The 22362-nt window shown below is 41.8% G+C and carries 17 protein-coding genes and 1 pseudogene; 4 read left to right on the top strand and 14 right to left on the bottom strand.

Annotation, left to right across the window (positions count from 1 at the left end; all coding sequences use genetic code 11):
• Positions 1–32: 32 nt before the first annotated feature.
• From MUO15_RS15435 to MUO15_RS15425, 3 genes are read right to left on the bottom strand one after another with little or no spacing between them, the layout of a single operon-like run.
• Positions 33–1406 (bottom strand): UvrD-helicase domain-containing protein, encoded by a 1374-nt coding sequence (locus tag MUO15_RS15435; protein WP_245030508.1) that lies wholly within the window; start codon positions 1404–1406, stop codon positions 33–35.
• The gene (locus MUO15_RS15430) at positions 1403–2674 is read right to left on the bottom strand and encodes an ATP-dependent nuclease (RefSeq protein ID WP_245030507.1); all 1272 of its coding nucleotides are present in this window, start codon (positions 2672–2674) and stop codon (positions 1403–1405) included. Before MUO15_RS15430 ends, MUO15_RS15435 begins: the two co-directional genes overlap by 4 nt.
• A gap of 20 nt (positions 2675–2694) precedes the next feature.
• Entirely contained in the window at positions 2695–3159 is a 465-nt protein-coding gene (locus tag MUO15_RS15425) for an AAA family ATPase (RefSeq protein ID WP_245030505.1), read from the bottom strand.
• 883 nt (positions 3160–4042) lie between these two features.
• Between MUO15_RS15425 and mnmH the strand changes: the two genes are divergently transcribed.
• Both mnmH and MUO15_RS15415 read left to right on the top strand, forming a co-directional pair.
• The gene (gene mnmH, locus MUO15_RS15420) at positions 4043–5083 is read left to right on the top strand and encodes a tRNA 2-selenouridine(34) synthase MnmH (RefSeq protein WP_245030503.1); all 1041 of its coding nucleotides are present in this window, start codon (positions 4043–4045) and stop codon (positions 5081–5083) included.
• A gap of 260 nt (positions 5084–5343) precedes the next feature.
• On the top strand, positions 5344–6777 hold the full coding sequence (locus MUO15_RS15415; protein WP_245030501.1) for an alkaline phosphatase PhoX: 1434 nt from the start codon (positions 5344–5346) through the stop codon (positions 6775–6777).
• Between the two features lie 156 nt (positions 6778–6933).
• Here MUO15_RS15415 and MUO15_RS15410 read toward each other — a convergent pair whose 3' ends face one another.
• The 3 genes and pseudogenes from MUO15_RS15410 to MUO15_RS21805 form a co-directional block, all read right to left on the bottom strand.
• Positions 6934–7065, bottom strand: a complete 132-nt coding sequence (locus MUO15_RS15410; RefSeq protein ID WP_245030499.1) for a YpzI family protein — start codon at positions 7063–7065, stop codon at positions 6934–6936.
• A gap of 284 nt (positions 7066–7349) precedes the next feature.
• Positions 7350–7718: pseudogene (locus MUO15_RS22210) on the bottom strand (DUF4181 domain-containing protein).
• A gap of 306 nt (positions 7719–8024) precedes the next feature.
• Positions 8025–8486: a CBO0543 family protein gene (locus MUO15_RS21805; protein ID WP_305853291.1), complete on the bottom strand. Its 462-nt coding sequence runs from the start codon at positions 8484–8486 to the stop codon at positions 8025–8027.
• Positions 8487–8897: 411 nt separating this feature from the next.
• On the opposite strand from MUO15_RS21805, the gene MUO15_RS15405 reads away from it, so the two are divergent.
• Entirely contained in the window at positions 8898–9317 is a 420-nt protein-coding gene (locus MUO15_RS15405) for a VOC family protein (RefSeq protein ID WP_245030497.1), read from the top strand.
• A 515-nt stretch (positions 9318–9832) separates the two neighbouring features.
• Entirely contained in the window at positions 9833–11257 is a 1425-nt protein-coding gene (locus MUO15_RS15400; RefSeq protein WP_245030495.1) for a Na+/H+ antiporter NhaC family protein, read from the top strand.
• Between the two features lie 53 nt (positions 11258–11310).
• Here MUO15_RS15400 and argF read toward each other — a convergent pair whose 3' ends face one another.
• From argF to MUO15_RS15360, 8 genes are all read right to left on the bottom strand, one after another.
• Positions 11311–12261, bottom strand: coding sequence for an ornithine carbamoyltransferase (gene argF / locus MUO15_RS15395; RefSeq protein ID WP_245030493.1), 951 nt, complete (start codon positions 12259–12261; stop codon positions 11311–11313).
• Positions 12258–15290 (bottom strand): carbamoyl-phosphate synthase (glutamine-hydrolyzing) large subunit, encoded by a 3033-nt coding sequence (locus MUO15_RS15390; protein ID WP_245030491.1) that lies wholly within the window; start codon positions 15288–15290, stop codon positions 12258–12260. The genes argF and MUO15_RS15390 overlap by 4 nt, the downstream gene beginning before the upstream one ends.
• Entirely contained in the window at positions 15283–16350 is a 1068-nt protein-coding gene (locus MUO15_RS15385) for a carbamoyl phosphate synthase small subunit (protein WP_245030489.1), read from the bottom strand. Before MUO15_RS15385 ends, MUO15_RS15390 begins: the two co-directional genes overlap by 8 nt.
• 64 nt (positions 16351–16414) lie before the next feature.
• Positions 16415–17599: an acetylornithine transaminase gene (locus MUO15_RS15380; RefSeq protein WP_245030488.1), complete on the bottom strand. Its 1185-nt coding sequence runs from the start codon at positions 17597–17599 to the stop codon at positions 16415–16417.
• Positions 17596–18411 (bottom strand): acetylglutamate kinase, encoded by an 816-nt coding sequence (gene argB / locus MUO15_RS15375; protein ID WP_245030486.1) that lies wholly within the window; start codon positions 18409–18411, stop codon positions 17596–17598. The genes MUO15_RS15380 and argB overlap by 4 nt, the downstream gene beginning before the upstream one ends.
• Positions 18374–19597, bottom strand: a complete 1224-nt coding sequence (argJ, locus tag MUO15_RS15370) for a bifunctional ornithine acetyltransferase/N-acetylglutamate synthase (protein WP_245030484.1) — start codon at positions 19595–19597, stop codon at positions 18374–18376. Before argJ ends, argB begins: the two co-directional genes overlap by 38 nt.
• A gap of 24 nt (positions 19598–19621) precedes the next feature.
• Positions 19622–20656 (bottom strand): N-acetyl-gamma-glutamyl-phosphate reductase, encoded by a 1035-nt coding sequence (gene argC / locus MUO15_RS15365; RefSeq protein ID WP_245030482.1) that lies wholly within the window; start codon positions 20654–20656, stop codon positions 19622–19624.
• A gap of 325 nt (positions 20657–20981) precedes the next feature.
• Positions 20982–22292, bottom strand: a complete 1311-nt coding sequence (locus MUO15_RS15360) for a lysine N(6)-hydroxylase/L-ornithine N(5)-oxygenase family protein (protein ID WP_245030480.1) — start codon at positions 22290–22292, stop codon at positions 20982–20984.
• Between the last annotated feature and the right edge of the window lie 70 nt (positions 22293–22362).

Raw genomic sequence — 22362 nt, 5'->3', positions numbered from 1 at the left:
AACTTTGCTATAATATTTTTAATAACTGTTGATCACTTTCTTTCGAGTGGTCTTAACTCTTCTATACCTAGCTCCTTAAATTGGTGACGAATGTATTGATATCCATATTCTTTTTCAACTTCTTTTGTAACCATTATAGTTAGATCGCTTTTCGACCTTGTAAGCCCTACATATAAATAGTTCATCATTTTATTTTGGTCAACAACTTCCTTAAATAAGTATGGTGCAAGCTGAGTAGAAACAATGAATAAACAATTATCTCCTTCTAAACCTTTGATCCCGTCAATTGAATTTACTAACACACCAGGTTCATCTGATAGAACCCTTCTGTATTCATCTACAGCAGAACCAATTTTCCCCTTATCTTTGTAATCCATAATTATTGAAAGATCATTTTCAAGTCCATTAAAAATTGTTCTAGTGCTTTTTCTGTCTTTAATTGTATTAATCGTCTTCCTTAAAAGTATATATGCCTGTTGGTCTATGTTCTTTTCCTTCATAGAAGACGACTTACGTGTGAGTATTTTCAATTCGTAAAATAATTGACTTTCTATTTTTGTTTTATCTTCTTTATGAGTTTTAAATCGAGCATTTTTTTGATAAATATAAGCTAAATCATATATATCACTTTCAATTTCTTTTTGAATATCACAGCTGGACTCCACTAAGTATTTTAAAGTACCATCTTCTTTTGTCGAAATTTGATGTTCTTCTGATGCTATAAATCTATTTGAAAAATCAACATGTATAATGGGACAGCGATGGTTTTCTGGCTTGTATTTGACAGGTATCTCCCCAGATATAATTTGCCTAAAAGCACCTCTATTTCTCAGGTCTTGTTTAGGATCACCTATTAGATTAACACTAATATTATTATGATTTAGCATAGACAATACCTTGGAAAACTCATTGTCCATATCTTGTGATTCGTCCACAAATATTGAATCCAAGTATCCGGATAACATTTTCAAAGCATTATCACGCCTAAATTTAATCTTTTTGGTATCATTGCTTTTTCCACATAAAAGGTATCTAGCAGTCTTTGTTACGTCTTCTACGTGTATTAGATTTTTCTCCCTTAACTCCTTTTTCTTTGATGCTTTAAATGCATGTTTCGTGGGGAGAGGCATTTGCGAGGCAGATTTATAAAAGTCGCCGTAAATTAAATGATTAAAAGGGTAAATAACTTCTCGTAACAAGAAAGAATGAATAGTCTCAACTTTTACTTGTCTAGGAATACTCCCCTCATTCTCCCTTATTTTTTCTCTAATTCTATCTCTTGCAGAATTAGTGTAGCTAATGACGTATATGAATTTACCATTTGCAACCTCTTTAAGCCTTGAAATTACGACTTCAGCCATCGAGGTTGTTTTCCCTGCGCCAGCACCAGCGACTACAATATTCATATTTTATCACCTGTTTTCAAGAAATGAATTACATTGCTTATATGAGGTGGCATTTCAACGTCGTTTAATGCATCAGTACCTATATCTCTGCAAAAGCGTAGCATTGTATCCGTTTTTGCCTTTTTCCACTTCTCAGATAGCTGTTCTTCCGTATCAATTTCTTTCCAAGAATGTTCAGTAGAGAAGTATGCTTTCAATTTATCGAAATTATCACCTGTTTTTACGAATTCAGGTTCTAGTGTGTATTCTTGGGTAGTTGCAACACAAACATTGGAATAATGATTATATTCTTCATGATGCTGTTGAGCTTTTGGCTGGTTGTCATAGTCTCTGATTATACCAATTCTGTGATTGGACCCTTCATTCACTTTAAGCCATATATCTATCATGTCTCTGAAACCCTTATGTAAAGAAATCACTTCAATGTCATGCAACTGGTCGGTTTGTGTACTTAAATATGATTTGATAAGCATTTCTTCTGTGGGGCCTTCTACTAAAATGCATCTTCTTGAATATAGGAACTTAAGAAAATCTAAGTTTGGTTTTTTCGCCAAGTAATCTAACTGATCCTCTTCCAGTTGTTTCTTTAAAGCATAAGTTTTCCCTTCTGATACTATAGTCACATTCTTTAATTCTAGCTTATTAAGAAATTCTGGGCTGTGTGTTGAAATAAAAAGCTGCAGTTGATTGTTGTTATTCATTGTTGTATTGATAAAGCTAGCTAAAAGGTGTTCATTGCTTACACTTAGATGAGCCTCTGGCTCTTCTATTGTTAAGATGTTTAAAGCCACATCACTCTCTATACTTAATGAGTTCAACATAACAAATAAATATATCAAGTTTCGATAACCTAGCCCTTGAGCATTTAAGTATTCATCTCCATATCCCAAGCGAACGTTATTTAATAAAGAGTTCATTGTAGGGATATTCGGAAGTAAAGTAATCTGTTCGAAGAAATCTCTAGCGTTCTCTAATCCCGATGTTTCCTGCCAGTTAAATACTTCTTCTAAACTACTAATGTCCTTTAAATCGCTGAAGAAAGTCTCATATGATTGTTCTACTTTCTTTTTATCATCAGAGTCCATCTTACTATGCAAAAGAGATACTAATGATTTAGATCCCAACTGAGAAGCTTTATTTGAGAAATCATCTCTTTCAGCAGCTAAAGAATTGTATTTGAAATAAGAAAGTTCTGTAAATGAAACCTTTTCATTTGTTGTAGGGATAATTATTTGGTATTTATAGAACTCAATTGGTAGTAAATTCATCTTTAAATTTTCTATAGAATCTACATCCTGTAATACGCCTGAGATATGATTAAGTAGATCTTGAGGTTCTTCAACTTTGAATTCATATCTAATAGAAAAGGCAGGGGATTCGCTTCTAAGTTATTAGTCCAATTACGAACATAATACTCCTCCGATAAAGCTTGAGGAGTGAATGATACTTCCACACTTACTGAAGGTATGTAACTACGAAAATCATCTAGTTCACACTCGTCGCCTCTGATTTTGTCTAAGTTACTTTCTATAAATGAGTAATACTCTTGTCTTGCATCATTATTAAGATCCTGCCAACCCAAATTCTTATTAAATGCTCCAATTTCATGATTAATAAAAGGAAGGGTTATAGCCCTGAGAAGATTACTTTTTCCACTATTATTATCTCCTATAAAGACAACAACATTATTAGTATCAATCTTAACGTTTCTAAGGTTTCTATAATTTTTGACCTTTATATTTGAAATTTTCAAAGCGATACTCCTTTACATATTGGGGTGGTTCAATTATACTACCATTCCTAATTATGGAACAACATTGTTGATAGGGAACCTAGCAGAAATTGAGCTTTTCATTCTTTATTCCCGAAACTGAGTCTTCAACAATCCTGCCCTTATTTTCCATAACTTTTGCAAGAAATCAACCCATTATATGAACCGTTTGCGGAACAACCCGGAATGAAGATTTTACCCTTGGTCCTATAGTCTTTTTACCTGTTTCCTCAGGGTGTACCGTAAGTATACACATCAGATATAATACTGTAACCAATATTATTACTGGCAGCTAAACCATCGGATTAAAGAAATGGGTAATTTCCTCCATCTATATAGTTAGAATACGTTAAAGTTGAATAGCACTAGGAAACGAAGATGTACCGATATTCCAAACTAAACCTCTTTACAAGAAGTATCGCTACTAAGAGATCTTCCTGAAGCACTTCCAGTTTGAGTATCATTTCTTACTTCGTAGTAAAGGCTATTTCTATCCCAAGATGAGCTCATATAAGAAGGTTTTACAAATGTGTCTCCATCAAGGGCTCGCTCTTCAACCCCCGATATTCAATTAGTGAGAGATTCTATGATATAATAGCATAATAAAGGGGTTTTGAGCGTCACTATTAATCTCCTATTCTGTCTCTATTTTAGTAGACATCTCAAGACGTGACGCCCACAGAATCTCTACCATAACTCACCAGATATATCTTTTGGTTGATTATTAAACATACCCCCTCAAGTGCTTTGTTTGGCAGTGAGGGGTCTTTTTCATAGTAGTATAACCAAACCTGTGTTGATGTTCGATTTACTATGTGCCGTTACCTTAATATTAACTAAGGTTTTGCGAAAGGCGGATTAAAAAATGTATCAAGATATCACGCTAAATAAATTACTCACTTTACAAAATAGTGAGGAGATTACCTTTGTCGATGTCCGCTCCCCGTCCGAATATAACGATGCTACGATTCCCGGCAGCTTAAATATACCTGTATTTAATAATGAGGAAAGAGCCGAAGTTGGTACCCTTTATAAACAAGTGAGCTCACAAGCTGCAAGGGAGCGGGGACTTGAAATTTTTTCAGCTAAGCTCCCACAGTTTATCAAGAAATTCAATCAAATTGATACACGGAAAGCTGTTTTTTGTTGGCGGGGCGGGATGCGTAGTAATACTGCTGCTACTGTCCTTGATTTAATGGGAATTCACGTTTATCGCTTAGAAGGTGGGATCAGAAGTTATCGGCAATGGGTCGTTCATACACTGGAACAGCTGGAATTCGAACCAAGAGTTTACGCTCTCAACGGATATACAGGATCCGGAAAAACCACCATTTTACGTCATCTGCAGAAAGAAGGATATCCCGTTCTTAATCTAGAAAAAATGGCGAATCACAGGGGATCCATCTTTGGCCAAATCGGACTCGAGCCAAATAACCAGAAGAAATTTGAATCACTTCTCGTGCAAGATCTATTGCGTTACCAACAATCGCCATATGTCTTGTTAGAGGGGGAAAGCAAACGCATTGGAAAAGCAGTTCTCCCTGATTTTCTATTTAATAAAAAGGAACAAGGAACACAACTATTTATCGACTTACCTATAAATGAGAGGATTATGAACATCTTAGAAGACTATCAACCTTGGAATCATCAAGAGGAATGTATCGAAGCCTTTCGGATCATCAAAAAAAGAATCCACACGCCGATTGCCAATGAGATTGAAAGCCATTTAGAAAATGGAGAATTTTATTCAGCGGTTCAATTGCTGCTGGAGTATTATTATGACCCTCTTTACGACCACAATGCCAAGCAATACCCAGATAACAGTAAAATCACCGTTCAAGCGAATAATATCACTGAAGCGATAAAGAACGTTCAAAATATCGCAGATGAATTACAAGTGAAATAAGGATAACTTCAATTTGACAGTCCTCTCCCCCATAGCAGGGTGAGGCATGTCAAACCATTTCAAATCGAAACGATGCGAGTGACCTTGAATCCTCCATATCTTCCCCCAAATCCCTAACCATACATATTTTAACTTTAAGTCTACTTTCAGATGATTCAACTTATTAACAATAATTTCACAATAATCAAACATCTAGTTAAAACAAATTTGCTAGCTTATTAATAGATTCACCTCAACATTATCAAAGGAGGCATCTTTTAATGAGCGACAAATCTAATATGAACAGGCGTGATTTTCTAAAAGTAAGCGGAATGAGCACGGCAGCCATGGCACTAGGTACATCAGGAATTCTTTCCCTCGGTGGAAATAGTGCACTAGCCTCACCAAAGAAGTCCAAATCGTTAAGTGGCTATGGGCCTTTAGTAAAAGACCCTGGTGGAATCCTCGATCTCCCACGGGGATTCCAATATCGCATTATCTCAGAGGAAGGCGGTAAACTTTCAGATGGCCGTCCTATACCGGAGAACTTTGATGGTATGGCAGCATTCGATGGGCCGCACAATTCAACTGTTTTAGTACGTAATCATGAATTGAGCGGCAATCCAAAGTATCCTGTCATTGGTAAAAATCCATATCACAAAGATAACACTGGTGGAACTACAGCTTTAGTTGTAGGAGCCAATCGCAAAGTAAGCAGTGAGTACGTCTCGTCTTCAGGGACGATTCGAAATTGTGCTGGAGGGACGACACCCTGGGGAACTTGGTTAACCTGTGAAGAGACGCTTGAGGAAGGTCATGGCTATGTTTTTGAAGTCGACCCTCATGATCCAGAAAATAAGACCTCAAAAACTCCAATCAGGGAGATGGGTGCTTTTTCACACGAAGCAACGGCCATAGATCCTGTTACAGGGATTGTTTACCTGACAGAAGATGGCGGTCCAAGCTATCTTTATCGGTTTCTTCCAAATGATCGCAGTCAAAAGATTGGCGCCCTTCAAAAAGGGGGTACATTGCAAGCCGCAGCTATGGAAGAAATGAGCGCAGCTAGTACAAGCGATTTTTATACCGGACAAAAACTCGGAATCGTTTGGAAGGATGTTGATCCGGAAAAACCTACCCTTGAGGCAGGTCGTAAAGGATGTATTTCTTTCAGCCGCTTAGAAGGTGCTTATTTTGAAAGTGGTGTGTTCTGGTTTGACGATACTTCAGCAGGTGAAAAAAATTTAGGACGCGTTTACCGCTATATACCAGCGACCAATACATTAGAACTTTTTTATGAATCAACGTCAGCTAATGATTTAGAGATGCCCGATAATATCTGTATCACTCCATGGGGAGATTTATGGATTTCTGAAGATGGCGGCGGGGTTGATCGCATCATTGGGGTTACACCTGAGGGCGAAACTTACGTCTTTTCGGAAAATAAAATCAACGGCTCTGAACTGGCTGGCCCTACCTTCTCCACAAAAGGAAATACATTTTTCGTAAATATTCAAAGCCCTGGCTTAACTTTCGCGATTTGGGGGCCATTCGCACGTAAGAATGCCGGTCGCAGAAGACAAATGGGACACGCCGCTCCACCAGCACAGTATGCACCTAAAGTTTCGGACAAGATTTCGGCATTTGCTGAAGTTCAAGGAATGTCTGATTTAGAAGTTGCTGCATTTCAGCGCCATGGCATGCCAATTTTGTAGTAAGAGGTAAAAGAAACCCACTTCAGGCTGATAAGGAGACAGAAACAAGCTTTAGAAGATAAGATACGAAAATCTGTAGCAGGTAGGTCCTGCCACAGATTTTTTCGCATCTTGTCTGTCATTTAAAGACAACCGAGCCTATCCACAAAGCTCTGTTTACTTATTCCGTTTACGCGCTTGTTCCGCACTTTCCATTTGAGTAGCCCCAGGATAATCCAAGCTTTGATCACGGTCAGACTCAACCCTGTTTGACTTCTTTAACTTTTTCTCTTGTCGATCTTTTCCCATTTTATAGCCTCCTTTCATAGTTATTATGAAGAGAGACCGACGTTGTCATACTTTAAAAAATAGAAGATGTGATTAGTTCCAGAATTTTATTACAGTAATAAGGCCTTTTAGGATCATTCTAATAACATAGACCAAGAGTTCTGGAATAGAAATTAGAAGGTCAGCTACCCAGCCCCATTTACTCTCTTTATTTTTTCTTGTGTCTATACAAATCACTTCCCTTTACAAGCTTTAATTCAATAAGTATAAGACAGGTTTTGCTTCAGGCCGCTTACTATAAATAACTAGAGAAACTCATTAATCAAGAGTACGCTTATAATAAAAAGGCCAAGGTCACTTAAAGTAAGGATGTAGCATCTAGAATTCTCTGCGTATTTCCACACCATAAATGCACGAAAACTTAAAAGAACAAACGTTTAGACAAATGGTGCCCAAGTAAAAAAGAGAGAAAGATAAGGGTACGCTGCTCTAAAGAAAAAGAAGACAACTAAAAACACGATACTCATAAACCATACCCCTCGTCTATGAGTATCATTGATGAAATGATTGTTAAACCCATTCTTCTTTTTCAAACCTAGCCATTTTCTCACTAACGTATGGAGAATTAAAAATACACTTACGAACACTGCAATGAGAACAACCAACCTAATCATGTCTATTGGTTCGATTCCATAGAAATACACTACAAAATCTTCCCTTCCAGATCCTTCATTTACTGTTACTACGAATAGGAACAGCAAATGTTTCAATTGGAATTAGCAAAGTCAAAAATTTTCCTCATTACATTAATGGTGATATCTTATTATAAATACATGAAAAGAGAGAGCGGCAACACCAAAAAACCCTGAAAAAGTTGGAGAAACCATGGATTTTCTTACTTGACCAAGTAATGAATGTTATTCGTTATGGGGCGCGCGAAGTGGATGAAGAAGGTACTTTATATCACGTTTAAATGCTACTTATTCTGCAATGCTCCTTACTCTATAATTAATTAACCACATTAAAAAACGAACACTGACCATAAATAAGAAAACACTTGTAAAGGTATAATACCAATCCCACTGTAGGTATCTAATTAGATCTGTGTATCTTTCCAAGCAAAATTCAATGATCGTCAAAACACCACTAAATACAACGGCCTGCCAAATGATACCGAATGCGCCAGTAAAGTAGGACGTTTGATAATAATAGGTACATAAAACTGGGAATAACAGAAATTCAAACAGAACACTCGATTGGAAGTGTTTGAATAACGAAACGGGATATGTAAGGAGATGTTCCTCCACGACTATGACGCCCAATATAATGGCAAAGTAGGCGCTAATCAAGAACATTAACAACCAATCTTTCCGCGGTGGCTTTCTTAACGCAAATATGAAAAGCACCAAACCCAATATGTGCAAACACCACAGGGTGATCATTTCCACGGTAGCATCCCCTCAACCTTCTATATTAATATAAGCAATGGTATCTGTCTCCGGTATGGTAAAGCACCGGGGACAGATACCATAATTTTGTTATTAAAAAAGTCTCTCCTCTTAATTAGGGGTGACTATTTGTCCCATTTTCTTTCTTTTCACCTTTTTCTCTCTTCAAGGCATTTATATCTTCTTTACTTTTGTTTTTAGCTTTCTTTCCCATATGATAACCTCCTTTGCCCTTAGTTTGTCTCACTTCGACTAAAAAATTTAAAAATGCGCAGATTTAAATTAAGCTAACCACTCGTTATTATTCCTGATCCCGCTTATCTTTGCTTGAAACCTTTTAAAACTAAATGTGTGGTTGATTGTGATAAAATGTAAGTGGCAAACGAACGAGGAGAGTAGAACAGAATGAATAAAAAATTTGACCATATTGGAGTGGCTGTCCGACAGCTCCAGGAGAGCATCGACTTTTATGAAAATATATTAGGGGCTACGATGATTGACCGTTACCGCAGTGAAGCACAGGGAGTCGAAAGCGAGATTGCGATCATGGATATTGACGGAAATCGAACAGAGCTGTTATGCCCTACAAATAACACCACTTCCCCCATTGCTCGTTTTATTAAGCAAAAAGGAAAGGGTGTTCACCACGTTGCTTACCAGGTTGATCACCTTGATGAGGCTATTGCTTCGCTAAAAGATGAAAATATTCGTGTAATGGAGGACACCAGGAGGACAAATAAACATGGTCGACGCTTAATTTATTTAAATCCTGCAGATACAGAAGGAACGATCATCGAGTTTTGTGATTATCCTAATGAGCATTAAGAGTCTGGCTGGAGAGCGATGCAAATATCGATTGCTTCCAGCTATATTTTTGTCTTCCTGGATAAGTGTAAATCATTCATATGTCCACAGATGCCAGACTTCCCATCTAACACAATTCCAGAAAACCTTCTTCAGGATTCTGACTAAATAATAAAGATTCCTCCCTAATTTGTATTGATTCTCCCCCTTTTCTCCTGGATTCGAACTTAACTCAAAATTATTCTAACTTATCTGATTTCGATAGTAAAACCTGATTAAGCCTGTGCAAAAGCTCCTCCTAAACAACCCCATCCACAACCGATGAATAAAATTGAACATAAGTAACAGTTACGTGCTATTTACGCCTTAATTTATCCCCATTTACATTACAATCTTGTGAAATATATCCACATGTGGACAACCTCCTACTTGAGTACTCACACTTATCCCCAGGTTTTCCTGCATTCATTATGCATACAAATCACCTTCTTCATCCATGCTAAAAAAATGATCTATCAACGGAAAGAGGTGCCACAATGGGTTGGTTATCAATTATTCCTTTCGTTGTCGTAATTATTGCGGCAATTTGGACAAAGCAGGTGGTTCCGAGCTTACTATTTGCCGTGATTGTTGCCGGATATTTAGCAGAGCCTCACTGGCTAAATGGAATGCTTACTTCTGTCCAGTTCATCATTCAAGGGCTTCAAGATGAAAATAATTTAAAAATCATCATCTTCCTATACGCTTTTTCCGCCATGATTGGCCTTGTACGCATGTCAGGGGGAATTAAAGGTTTTGTGAAGGCAGCAACAGAAAAAGTACAGAATAAGCGAGGAGCGTTTATTTTGTCATGGTTGTCTGCAGTGGGAACGTTTAGTACACCGAGTTTTCGTATTGTGACGATCGCACCTGTGATGAAGGCGATGCGCAAGAAAATTCCGATGACAAAACAGGAGATTGGTTTTGTTATTGAAACGACGGCCTCGCCACTCGTGGCTGTTATACCTGTTGCGACAGCATTTGTAGGCTACATGACCTCGGTTGTTGAGCTGTCCATTCATCAGGCCGGTACATCTGGGGACCCCTATACCCTTTTTCTACAAAGCATTCCCTTTAACTTCTTTGCCTTTGCGATGCTGCTTCTCGGATTTTATTTAAGTTTCTTTCATCGTTCGAAGAAAAATGCAACGGATGCGGAGAATAAAAATAAACAAGGCGACAACCAGCAGGATGACCAACAGGATGATAAATGGGAGGATTGTCACCCCGCCGTAAAAAAAGACCTTCCGGCAAAACCTTGGAATTTGATTATTCCCCTTGCCAGTGTCATTATCCTTACGTTTGCCTTCATGTATGCGATCGGAGTTGAAAAAGGAAAATCCGGATTCCAAGCCTTAATTAATGATAATGTGCTGGGTGCCATGGTCTTAGCGGTTGTCTTAACACTAATTTGGTTTGTCGTGTACTTGAAATTTTCTAAAGAACCGCTCCGCAAACAGATGAAAGAGTTGATTGAGGGCGGCAACGAGATGATGGGAGTTATTTTGTTGCTCGCAATGGTGTGGGGATTGAGTAAGGGCACAGCTGCGCTTGGCTTTGCGGAAACAATCTCCTCCTGGTTCAATTGGATTCCATCTGGATATGTTGCTGTTGTTATTTTTGTTCTAGGTTGTGGACTCGCCTATTTTATTGGATCAGCGTGGGGCGCCTGGGGGATTTTGATGCCTGTTGCTCTTTCCATTGCGGTAACGGCAGGCAGCTTCCTCCCCGTTGTTATTGGTGCCGTGTTTGCGAGTGGAACGTTCGGTGCCTTCGCTTCCCCTTTAAGCGACGATACAAATACGACAGCCGGGATTTTGAACTTAAATACGATTGAGTACGCCAAATTTAAGTTGAAGCCGGGCTTGATGGCAGCAGGTGTGGCAGCTTTAGGTTATTTAGCACTAGCGTTCTTCATGTAAAAATCCTCACCCCGCGCGGGTGAGGATTTTTCACTGTATTTTGTTCACCTATCTTAACCAATCACAGATTGGAGGATTGCTTTTTGTACGTGCAAGCGGTTTTCAGCTTGTTGAAAAACAGCAGATCGCGTACCGTCAATGACGCTTGCGGTGACCTCCTCTTCACGGTGTGCTGGCAGACAGTGTAAAAAGTGGACATCTGCTTTAGCTTCTTTTAATAGCTCATCATTGACTTGAAATCCTTGGAATGCTTGCATGCGTTCTTCTGCTTCCCCCTCTTGCCCCATACTTGCCCAAACGTCTGTGTACACAACATCTGCATCCTCAACAGCCTTGATGGGTTCATGTTCTACAACAACAGACCCGTTATTTTCTACTGCTACTTGCTTGGCTTTTGCTAAGATTTCTGTGTCAGGTTCATATCCTTTCGGTGAAGCGATAACGATATCCATGCCCATCAGCACCCCTAGGATCATGAACGAATGGGCCACATTATTGCCGTCACCGACATAAACGGCTTTTATTCCGGCTAATTTGCCTTTCAGTTCAAGGATTGTGAAAATATCTGCCAGCGCCTGACAGGGGTGATACTGGTCACACAGCCCGTTAATGACAGGGATGGTAGCATGCTCAGCAAGCTCCTGCAGTTTTTCATGTGATGTCGTGCGATACATGATGGCATCGACATAGCCTGATAAGACTTTCGCTGTATCCGAAATCGTTTCGCCACGACCGATTTGAATGTCCCGGGAGTTCAAGTAAAGGGCATGGCCGCCCATTTGAAACATGCCCACTTCAAAGGAGACACGGGTACGCGTGGACGACTTTTCAAAAATCATGCCTAGCGTTTTTCCTGCTAAGATGTTGTTATGGGGATTCTCCTTTAAATGCTGCGCTTGCGCGAGCAGCCCAGATATATCGGATTGGGAAAAGTCGAGCCATGTATTGACGTTTTTGCCCTTTAATGAGTAAGTGTGGTTCATCATTTCATACATTAAATTCATCCTAGTTGCACTCCTTCTCGTGAAACCCCGGGTAATGGGGTTGGTCTATACGGATTTGAATGCAGTGAAGTTATATAAGCTTCAAAAGTTTCCTTTTGACTGAAAACGGTAATCCCGTATTTCAATGCTTGGATTCTTCTTTCCTTCGCTTCCACTGTTTGCTGATCATTTACATATATACTCGCGTCTTTTGTCTGGATCCATTCTGAGAAATTGAGCTCATTCGGTAGCCCTTCATGTGCAAAGGTGGTTTCCATAAAGCAAACATTTTTCTTATAAAAGTGTGGCAGATGCTCGAACACTTTCGCCAATGCTTCCTGGACTGTCTGCCCAAGGCACATGCCTTCACCGGTTGACTTCATATTAGCATTCAGTTTGTGATCAAGCTCTGGTAAAGCATGATCAGAGAATAGTGGATATTTGATTGCCACATGCTGAAATTCCGGCTGTGGTAGTTTACTTATTTGAAGGGAATCATCGCCGGCAAGAATGCGTGTCACAAGATCGATCAAGGAAATATTTGAGACTTTACTAACGATCGGCACCGTACGGCTGGCACGCGGATTTACTTCGAGCACATAAACCGTGTCTCCAGTTAAGAGAAACTGAATATTCATGATGCCTTTGTACGAGACATGCTGTACCATTCTACGAGCATATTCTTTGATCGTTTCCTTCACGTTTTCATTGATGGTTGATGGAAAAATAGCCATACTATCGCCTGAGTGAATCCCTGATGGCTCAACGTGCTCCATCACTTCCGGAATGAAAATGTGCTCTCCATCAGCCGCCAAGTCCACCTCCACTTCTTGACCTGTTAAAAATTGATCAAGCACGATTGGATAGTGACGGGCTTCTGTTTCCGCAAGAGCCGCCTTTAGTTCATGTTCGCTGTTAACTTTCACCATGCCTTGGCCGCCGATGACGTAGGATGGGCGGCACAGGAGTGGATACGTATAGGAGCTTGCTGCGTGCAAGGCCTCCTCTATCGTGTGGCACATCGCCCCGGGAATGTGCGGAATATCAAGACTTTTTAATAGTGAATAAAATTGATCACGGTCTTCAAGTTGGGCGATCGTATCCACCGTGACACCGGCAAGTGGCAGTCCGGCTTCTTCAAGTTGGGCTGCAATGTTGATCGCGGTTTGGCCGCCGAATTGGGTGTAGATGTGATCGATTTGTTCGTGTGCGACGATCCCTTCAATGACTTCTTTATTGATTGGTTCAAAATAGAGACGGTCGGCAGTTTCGTAATCGGTGCTGACGGTTTCTGGATTGTTGTTAATCATGATCGTCGTCCAGCCAAGCTCTCGCAGTGTTTCGATGGCTTTGACGGCACTGTAGTCAAATTCGACTCCTTGGCCGATCCGGATCGGTCCAGAGCCGATGATGAGTGCTTTTTTGTCGGATTTGAGCGGCTCGATTTCGTTTATGCCTGAATAGGTAGCATAGGCATAATTGGTGGCCGCTTCAAATTCAGCGGCACAGGTGTCGACCATCTTGTAACTCGGATAAAGATTGTAATTTTGCCTTAGTTGTGTGATGGTTTCTTCGTTCGCTTTGATCAGCTTGGCGATCGACTGATCAGTAAATCCATAGGTTTTTGCCTGTTGCAAAAGTTCCGCTGGCAAGGTTTCACTCGTGTACGTTTGAATCGATTGCTCCATGTGCACAAGGTTTTTCAGAATGTTTAAGAAAAATAGATCGATCGCTGTTTCGTTGTGGATATGTTCCACCGTATTCCCTTGACGAAGCAGTTCTAAAATGGCGAAATAGCGCAGATCTGTTGGCTGTTTCAAGTGTGTCATCAGGTTGTTAGGGTCAAGTGCTGGAATCGACTGATCAAGTGATTCAACAGCCTTTTGAAAAGCGCCTTCGAGTGTACGATCAATCGCCATCACTTCACCCGTTGCCTTCATTTTCGTACCAAGCTTACGGTCAGCTTGAGGAAACTTATCGAACGGCCATCTTGGGAATTTAACGACAACGTAATCGAGTGTTGGCTCAAAGCTTGCGTATGTTGTTCCAGTCAGCGGGTTTTTCAACTCATCCAGGGTATAGCCAAGAGCTATTTTTGTTGCCATTTTAGCGATCGGATAGCCGGTCGCTTTGGATGCAAGTGCAGAGGAACGACTTACCCTTGGATTGACTTCGATAACATAATATTGCTGACTGTTTGGATCAAGAGCGAACTGTACGTTGCAGCCGCCAATCACCTCAAGTTCAGAAATAATTTCAAACGCCGCTGTTCTGAGCATTTGATATTCTTGATCTGTTAGTGTTTGTGATGGGGCCACTACGATGGAATCACCTGTATGGACACCAACGGGATCAAAGTTTTCCATGTTACACACAGAAATACATGTGCCATTCTTATCGCGCATCACTTCATATTCAACTTCTTTAAATCCGGCGATGCTTTTCTCGATAATAATCTGACCGATGGGGCTCGCTTTCAGGCCATTTTGAATCAGGTCTTTTAACTCCACTTCGTTATCGGTAATCCCGCCTCCGCGTCCGCCAAGGGTATAAGCCGGGCGACTAATGACGGGATATCCTACACGTTTAGCAAAGTCTTCAGCTTGATCCACGCTTACAATTACTTCACTTTCGGGAACAGGCTGGTTAAGTTCGCTCATCAGCTCACGAAATAATTCACGGTCTTCTCCTTGCTGGATCGAGGGTACACTCGTACCTAAGAGCTCCACTTGGTGAGCTGCTAAAATACCGTGCTTATCAAGCTCGACCGCCAAGTTTAAGGCCGTTTGTCCTCCAAGTCCTGCAAGTAAGGCATCTGGTTTTTCTTCTTTTATAATGGCTTCGATACTGTTCACCGTAAGTGGTTCACAATAAACGGCATCTGCCATCTTTTTATCCGTCATAATCGTTGCCGGATTATTGTTAACAAGTACAACATTGTATCCTTCTTCTTTGAGGGCGAGACAACCTTGGGTTCCAGAGTAATCAAACTCTGCCGCCTGCCCGATCACAATCGGCCCTGATCCGATCACAAGAATCTTCTTAGACATAGGCTTTCTCCCCTTTCGTTGTTGTTACTAGCTCGAAAAAGTCATCGAATAACCATAGTGCATCCTCAGGTCCTGGCTTCGCTTCCGGGTGAAACTGTGCAGATAAAATCGGCAAACTTTCATGTTTCAGCCCTTCTACTGACTGATCATTGACATGGGTAAAACAGGGGTGGAGTGCTATATTTTCCAGGCTGTCTTCATCCACAACGTAATTATGGTTTTGTGAGGTTAGAAACACTCTCCCTGTTTCGAGATCTTTCACAGGATGATTGGCTCCACGATGACCGAAGGAAAGCTTTTTCGTATCCCCCCCAAATGTGAGGGCAATCACTTGGTGACCGAGGCAAATGCCTAGTGTCGGATAAGATTCAAGTACGGTCTTCAGTTTTGGCAAAAAGGGTGCGGTGTCCTTTGGATCTCCTGGACCGTTTGAGAGAACGACACCATCTGGATTGAGTTCATCTATCGCATGGATTTCAGTGAATGGAACAACCGTCACGCGAGCACCTTTTTCTAAAAGACGGGTTAAAATCGAATGTTTGAAGCCAAAGTCGATTAACACGATGTGTTCGGTCCCTTGGCCGTAGGTGTTTATTTTCTCGCCTTTAGCCTGGTAAATCTGCTTTTTGCCAGGAAGACCTTCAGGCTTGGCTGGTGTCGTTGCCAGTGCTGCTTGGCGGGTCCCTCCTGTGCGGATCGCTTTTGTAACTTCACGAGTATCGACGGCTGTTAAAAAAGGGACACTTGCTTTTTGAAGATATTTTTTGAGTGAAGTCGTCGCTTTGTAATGTGACGCTGTATCAGCGCATTGAAGCATGACAACACCTTTCACTTGTGGTTTGCTGCTTTCGAAATCATCTTCATTGATGCCGTAATTCCCGATTAGCGGGTAGGTGAAGACGACGATTTGGTCTTGATAGGATGGATCTGTCAACACCTCTTGATATCCAGTCATACCGGTGAAAAAGACGATTTCTCCTTCAATGGGGTCAGCCCAATCTTCAGATGCTTCGCCCTGAAACTGTTGACCGTCTTGTAAGGTAAGATATCCTTTTTGCATAGCTAAACACCTCGCTGTACGTTATTATTTATGGGTTGCGGGCTCACCGCTCTGTTTTGTTATATTAATGGGTTGTATTTTCAACATTAGCTTTCGCTTGAGTTGTGTACTTGCTTTGTTTGAGTACGAATTCAAGTTGCTGGACTGCTGTTTGGAGTTCCTCATAGGACACATTTAAAGGTGGCAATAGGCGTACGACTTGAGCTCCTGCAGGGACGGCTAGTAAGCCTTGCTCCCTCAGCTCCTCAATGATGGCCGGAACTGGTACGTTCACTTCGATACCAATCATTAATCCTTGGCCGCGTATTTCACGAACAGGTGCCAAAGGAAGCAGCCGCGTTTGCAATTCCTTTTGAAAAAAGGTTCCTCGTTCCTCCACTTCCTTTAGGAAATGATAATTAAAGATCGTGTCAAGCGTCGCTTTCACGGCAGCCATACCGAGTGGGTTTCCTCCAAATGTTGAACCGTGTGAACCTGGATTAAAGGAGTTAGCTAGTGGTTCCTTTCCGATCATTGCTCCAACGGGAAAGCCGCTCCCAAGGCCTTTTGCGGAGGTTACAATATCAGGATCTAGTTCCGCATGCTGATACGCAAAAGGTGCGCCTGTACGGCCGATTCCTGTTTGTACTTCGTCAATAATGAGCAAAGCACCGATCTCCTGACATTTTTTCTGAACGGCGTCAAGAAAAGCAGTGGTTCCTGCTACGACGCCTCCTTCTCCTTGAATGACCTCAACCATAATGGCCGCTGCATCATCAGCTTGGAGATATTTTAGTGCTTCCACGTCGTTATATGGCAAGTATTCAAACGTCGGCAGCAATGCTCCGAAGCCTTTATGAACTTTATCTTGCCCTGTTGCACTCATCGTGGCGAAAGTTCGGCCATGAAAGGAGTGCTTAAAGGTGATGATCTTCTCTTTGCCTGTATGTTTTCGTGCCAGCTTGATCGCTGCTTCATTCGCCTCTGCTCCACTATTACAAAAGAACACATAATCTAAATTTGTCACGTTCGTTAGGAGCTCTGCTGCTTGCTGTTGTAGAGGGATCTCATACAAATTCGATACGTGCCACAATTTATTAAGCTGCTCCTCCATAGCTTGTTGAACGGCTGGAGGTCGGTGGCCCAGGTTGCACACGGCAATACCTGAAACAAAATCCAAGTATTCTTTCCCTTGATCATCCATGACTGTTGTTCCATTCCCCGACACGAGTGTCAGTGGAAATCGATTATAGGTTGGAAATAAACTCATTCGATCCCCTCCTTTCGCTTTGATCGAATCTTCGTCCCGACCATTTGGTTCTTCTGAATCAGTGGCTGTTCTCCACTGACAATCATCACTTCCTCAAGCTGATCAGACAGCGCATCTACAGCTGACTGCACCTTCGGAATCATTCCGCCGTATATCCAGCCATTTTCAATCAGTGAAGTGATCTCTTCTGGCGTAGTTTCCTCCATGACAGCACCTTGACGCATTATTCCAAGAACATCTGTTACAAACAATAATTTCTCAGCATTCATAGCCTTGGCTACAGCTGCCGCTGCAAGATCTGCATTAATATTAACGGTTTGCCCGTCTTGGGTTTTTCCAAGTGGGGCAAGGACAGGCAGGTAATCTGCTTCAAGTAAGCGGAGCAGCAGATCTGTTTCTACCTGTTCCACCTCTCCGACATATCCCCATTTCTCCTGATCAATCAAGCGAGCCGTTAACAACGATGCATCCGATCCCTTTATACCAATTGCCCGAATCGACTGGCGCCCAAGCTTCGAAGTGATTTGCGCGTTCACCTTTCCACCCATCGTCATCTCAACCACTTCAAGGATCTCTTTCGTACTCTTTCTAGAACCCTCATGGAACTCGGATTCAATTTTCAGCCGGTCAAGCATCGACGTGATCGCCGGGCCCCCGCCATGAACAATGACACAGTGATAATGTTTGCGCAGCTCCATAAAGCTTTGGTAAAAGTCTTTCGACAATCGATCAAGCATACTCCCACCAAGTTTCACCACCACAACAGGCTTCTGATTACGTTCGGTAGCTAGCGTTGATTTTGACATAATCATACGTCAAATCGCACCCCCAAGCCGTTCCCAATCCATCACCTTCATTGAGTCCTATCGCAATCGTCACTTTTTCCTTACTCATATCTTGTTTCGCTTGCTCTTCTGAAAAAGGACACGGGGTGCCTTGACTGAAAACAAGCTGATCTTCAATGGAAATGCTGCATCGATCAGCATCAACCTTGGCCTCGCTATAGCCAATGGCACCGACGATCCGCCCCCAGTTGGCATCCATTCCATACACGGCCGTCTTCACTAAGTTCGAGCCGACAACATTCTTGGCGATAATTCTTGCTTCCTCATTTGAAGCGGCACCTGTTACGTTGACTTCAATTAATTTCGTTGCCCCTTCGCCATCCTTTGCAATTTGCTTTGCCAAATCCTCGCAAACAAGCTGAAGCGCCTGTTGAAAAGCTGGCCAATCCGGGTGCTGTGGTGTAAGGGAATTATTTGCGATGCTGCCATTCGCAAGAGCAAGCACCATGTCGTTAGTGGACGTCTCCCCATCGACCGTAATTTGATTAAAGGATTTTTCAATCGAATGACTTAGAGCAGTTTGTAAGTATTCAGATTCAACCGTTGCATCTGTCGTAATAAACCCGAGCATCGTAGCCATATTAGGGTGAATCATTCCAGACCCTTTCGCTGCCCCTGCGATCGTCACTGTTTCACCATCGATAATCAGCTGATAACAAGTCTTCTTCTCTTTTGTATCTGTTGTCAAAATCGCTTGTTGAAAATCGTTGGCCCCATCCTTTGTTGCATACACGTTCTGAGCCCCATAAGTGATTTTATCCATCGGGAGCTGTTCCCCTATTACACCCGTTGAGGTGACAGCCACGTATGATTTTCGAATAGAGAAGCGATCAGCGATCAGTTCTCTCATTTTATAGGCATTTGCAAGGCCCTGTTCACCTGTACAGGCGTTCGCTATGGCACTATTAATGGCAACAGCCTGCAGTTTACCTGAAGCGGCGATGCTCTCTTGCGTTACTTTAAGGGGAGGTGCCTGAAAATGACTTTGCGTATAAACAGCTGCGACGGAGGCAGGCTGATCGCTCATAAGTAAGCCGAAATCTTTTTTCACACGCCTAAGGCCACTATGCAGGCCACCCGCCGTAAACCCTACAGGCGTTACAATCGTTCCTTCTTCCACCTTTTCAATCGTGTATGCCTCCGTTGCTTGCATCAATCGATCTCTCCCTTTCGATAATTATGGATAAACAGGAACATGAAGGAGCCCTGTCGTTTCCTCTATCCCCATTACTAGATTCATATTTTGGACAGCCTGGCTCGCCGCCCCTTTCATTAAGTTGTCAATTACAGAAACAATCGTTACTCGCTGTGTACGCTCATCAACGGCTATAGCCATATCGCAATAATTCGACGCATAAACATCCTTTGTGGAAGGATATTGCCCTTGTTTCCTAACTCTAATAAAAGGATGTTCGCCATAATAGGCTTGGTAACAATCATGCAGCTGTTGAGCGGATACATCCTTTGTCAGCTCTCCGTACATCGTTGCCATAATTCCTCTCGTCATCGGGATCAAATGAGTGGAAAAGGTGACAGGCGATACTGCTTCATTCCAAATCGTAAGCTGTTGCTCAATTTCTGGAATGTGCTGATGCTGATTGACCTTGTAAATTTGCAAATTTTCCTGTGTATGAGCAAAATGAGTAATCGCGCTTGGATTTTTCCCCGCACCAGACACTCCCGTCTTCGCATCAATGATGATTCGGCTTGGATCTAACAGCCTCTCATTTATCAAAGGGCCAAGTCCCAGCAAGGCAGCAGTTGGAAAACATCCGGGATTTGCAATGACTTTCGCTGATTTAATCGCTGACCTGTTCCATTCCGGCAAACCATAAACCGCTTGTTGAACCACTGAATCAGGAGCTGCCTCTTTCTTGTACCATTGTTTATAAGAATCCTGGCTTAGGAGGCGAAGGTCTCCGGATAAGTCGATCACTTTCGCTTTTTTTCCAATAAGGTCTGGGGTTAGCTCGCTTGACACGCCAGCAGGTGTAGCTAGAAAAATGACATCCAGTTCTTCCTTCATATGTTCTGGCTCTAATGGCTGCAGTTGATCTTGTATCGTATTCAAATGGCTGTATATCTCGTTCACGTTCTCCCCTGCTTGCGAGGAAGAATATAAAGTAATGGACTGAATAGAAGGATGTGAGGATAACAATCTAAAAAGCTCTACTCCGCCATATCCAGTGGCTCCAACGATTCCTATTTTCAATCTGCCGGCTCCTTTCGTATATAAATGTATATTTATTAATAACACCGTATAATTATGCTATTATTCCTTTTTACGTGCAAAATGTCAATAGGTTATGAGAAAGTTTCTGAATTTTCTCGGCTTTAAGGGGGGAAGACTGAGCATGAAATCGGGATTGTGCGCAAATGGGCCTTCTTTTTTTGGATATATGCAATTATGGCTCTATTTCGTGCAATTCCCCACCAATTTCGTGCAATTGTATTACTGCTTTTATAACCTCAGACACCCCATAAGCGTTTACTGACATAAAAAAAGGCCAGCCGAAGCTGACCTTTTTCTCCATTATTTATAGTCCAAAGTTTTGGAAGATGTTTTTTTGCGGGATCGAATACACTTCACGATCCATCAAATGATTAATGATTACTTTATTTCGGTGAACCGACAAACCAAGATTGGTTGAACCAACACCGTGCGTATGAGAAATCCCGCTGTGAACATAGATTTCATTTGTTGAGTCATCTGTTTTCTTCAGTCGATAGTCCGCTTCAACCCTATAACGTCCTTCTTCATCCCATTCGAGAAAGTCGCCTAAATAATGAACGAAGTCTGGCACATTAGGCTTGTAGCCGGTTGCCGTAATCACAACATCACTTTCGTGTGTAAATTCTTGCTTTTTTTGCGTGTGATAACAGGTAATTTCATAGCCATTGCTGTCTTGTCTAGGCTTAATATTCTTCACTTCGCTTAGCACCTGAAGTCCGACATCAAGCTCGTCACAGCCTACAGAGTATTCATATAAGAGATTGTAAATGTCATTAATCGTGTGATTACTGATTCCCTTATAATATAACCCTTGTGTAGCAAAAATCTCGTCTTTTTGCTTTTGCGGCAATTGGTAAAAGTAATTCACATAATCTGGTGAAAAGTGCTCGAGGCTCAGCTTGGACTCTTCCATCGAAGCGAAGCCTGATGAGCGGGTAATCCAGTCGAGCCTGTAACCGTAATCCTGCTGTTCTTTCAATAGCTCGCGGAAGGTTTCGGCGGCGCTCTGACCGGAGCCAACGACGGTAATTGACTTAGCGTTTCGGCAACGTTCTCGGTTAGGGAGGAAATCTGCTGTGTGGAACACGTCTTCAGCAGGGAGGTCCTTAAACGACTTTGGCATAACAGGAACGGAGCCTGTGCCCATAACGAGGTGCCGTGACTTAAATTCGCTTGTTTGGTTGGTAGCGAGGTTGAGTACTTCTACTTTGAAGTATTCTTCATTGTCATTGATGTGGTGTACGCCGGTGACGCGTTGGCCGAACTTGCAGCTAGGGAGCCTGCGGGTGACCCATTGGCAATATTCATTATATTCACGTCGTGGGATGTCAAGTCGCTGTAAGAAATAGAATTGGTACATGCGTTCGTTTTCGTTAATGTAGTTGAGAAAGCTGTGTTTATTGGTTGGGTCGGCCATGGTTACGAGGTCTGCAATGAAGGGGACTTGCATTTTCGTGCCTTCTATAAGCATACCTGGGTGCCAATCGAAGGTGTCTTTTTGTTCGAAAAAAAGATTATCGACACTGTCTATGTCATCTAAGAGTGCGGCCAGACTCAAGTTAAAGGGGCCTACTCCCACCCCGATTAAGTCGTACATTTTGTCTTGTTGTTCCATAATTACACTACTCCTTTTTCTGAAAAGCTCCGTTTCAGAACACTACTCCCATGTTACCATATTCCTAAGA

The organism is Halobacillus amylolyticus, from assembly GCF_022921115.1.
Taxonomy (GTDB): Bacteria; Bacillota; Bacilli; order Bacillales; family Halobacillaceae; genus Halobacillus_A; species Halobacillus_A amylolyticus.
Note: the sequence above shows the minus strand (reverse complement) of the source record. Positions and strands in the feature narration are given on the sequence as shown.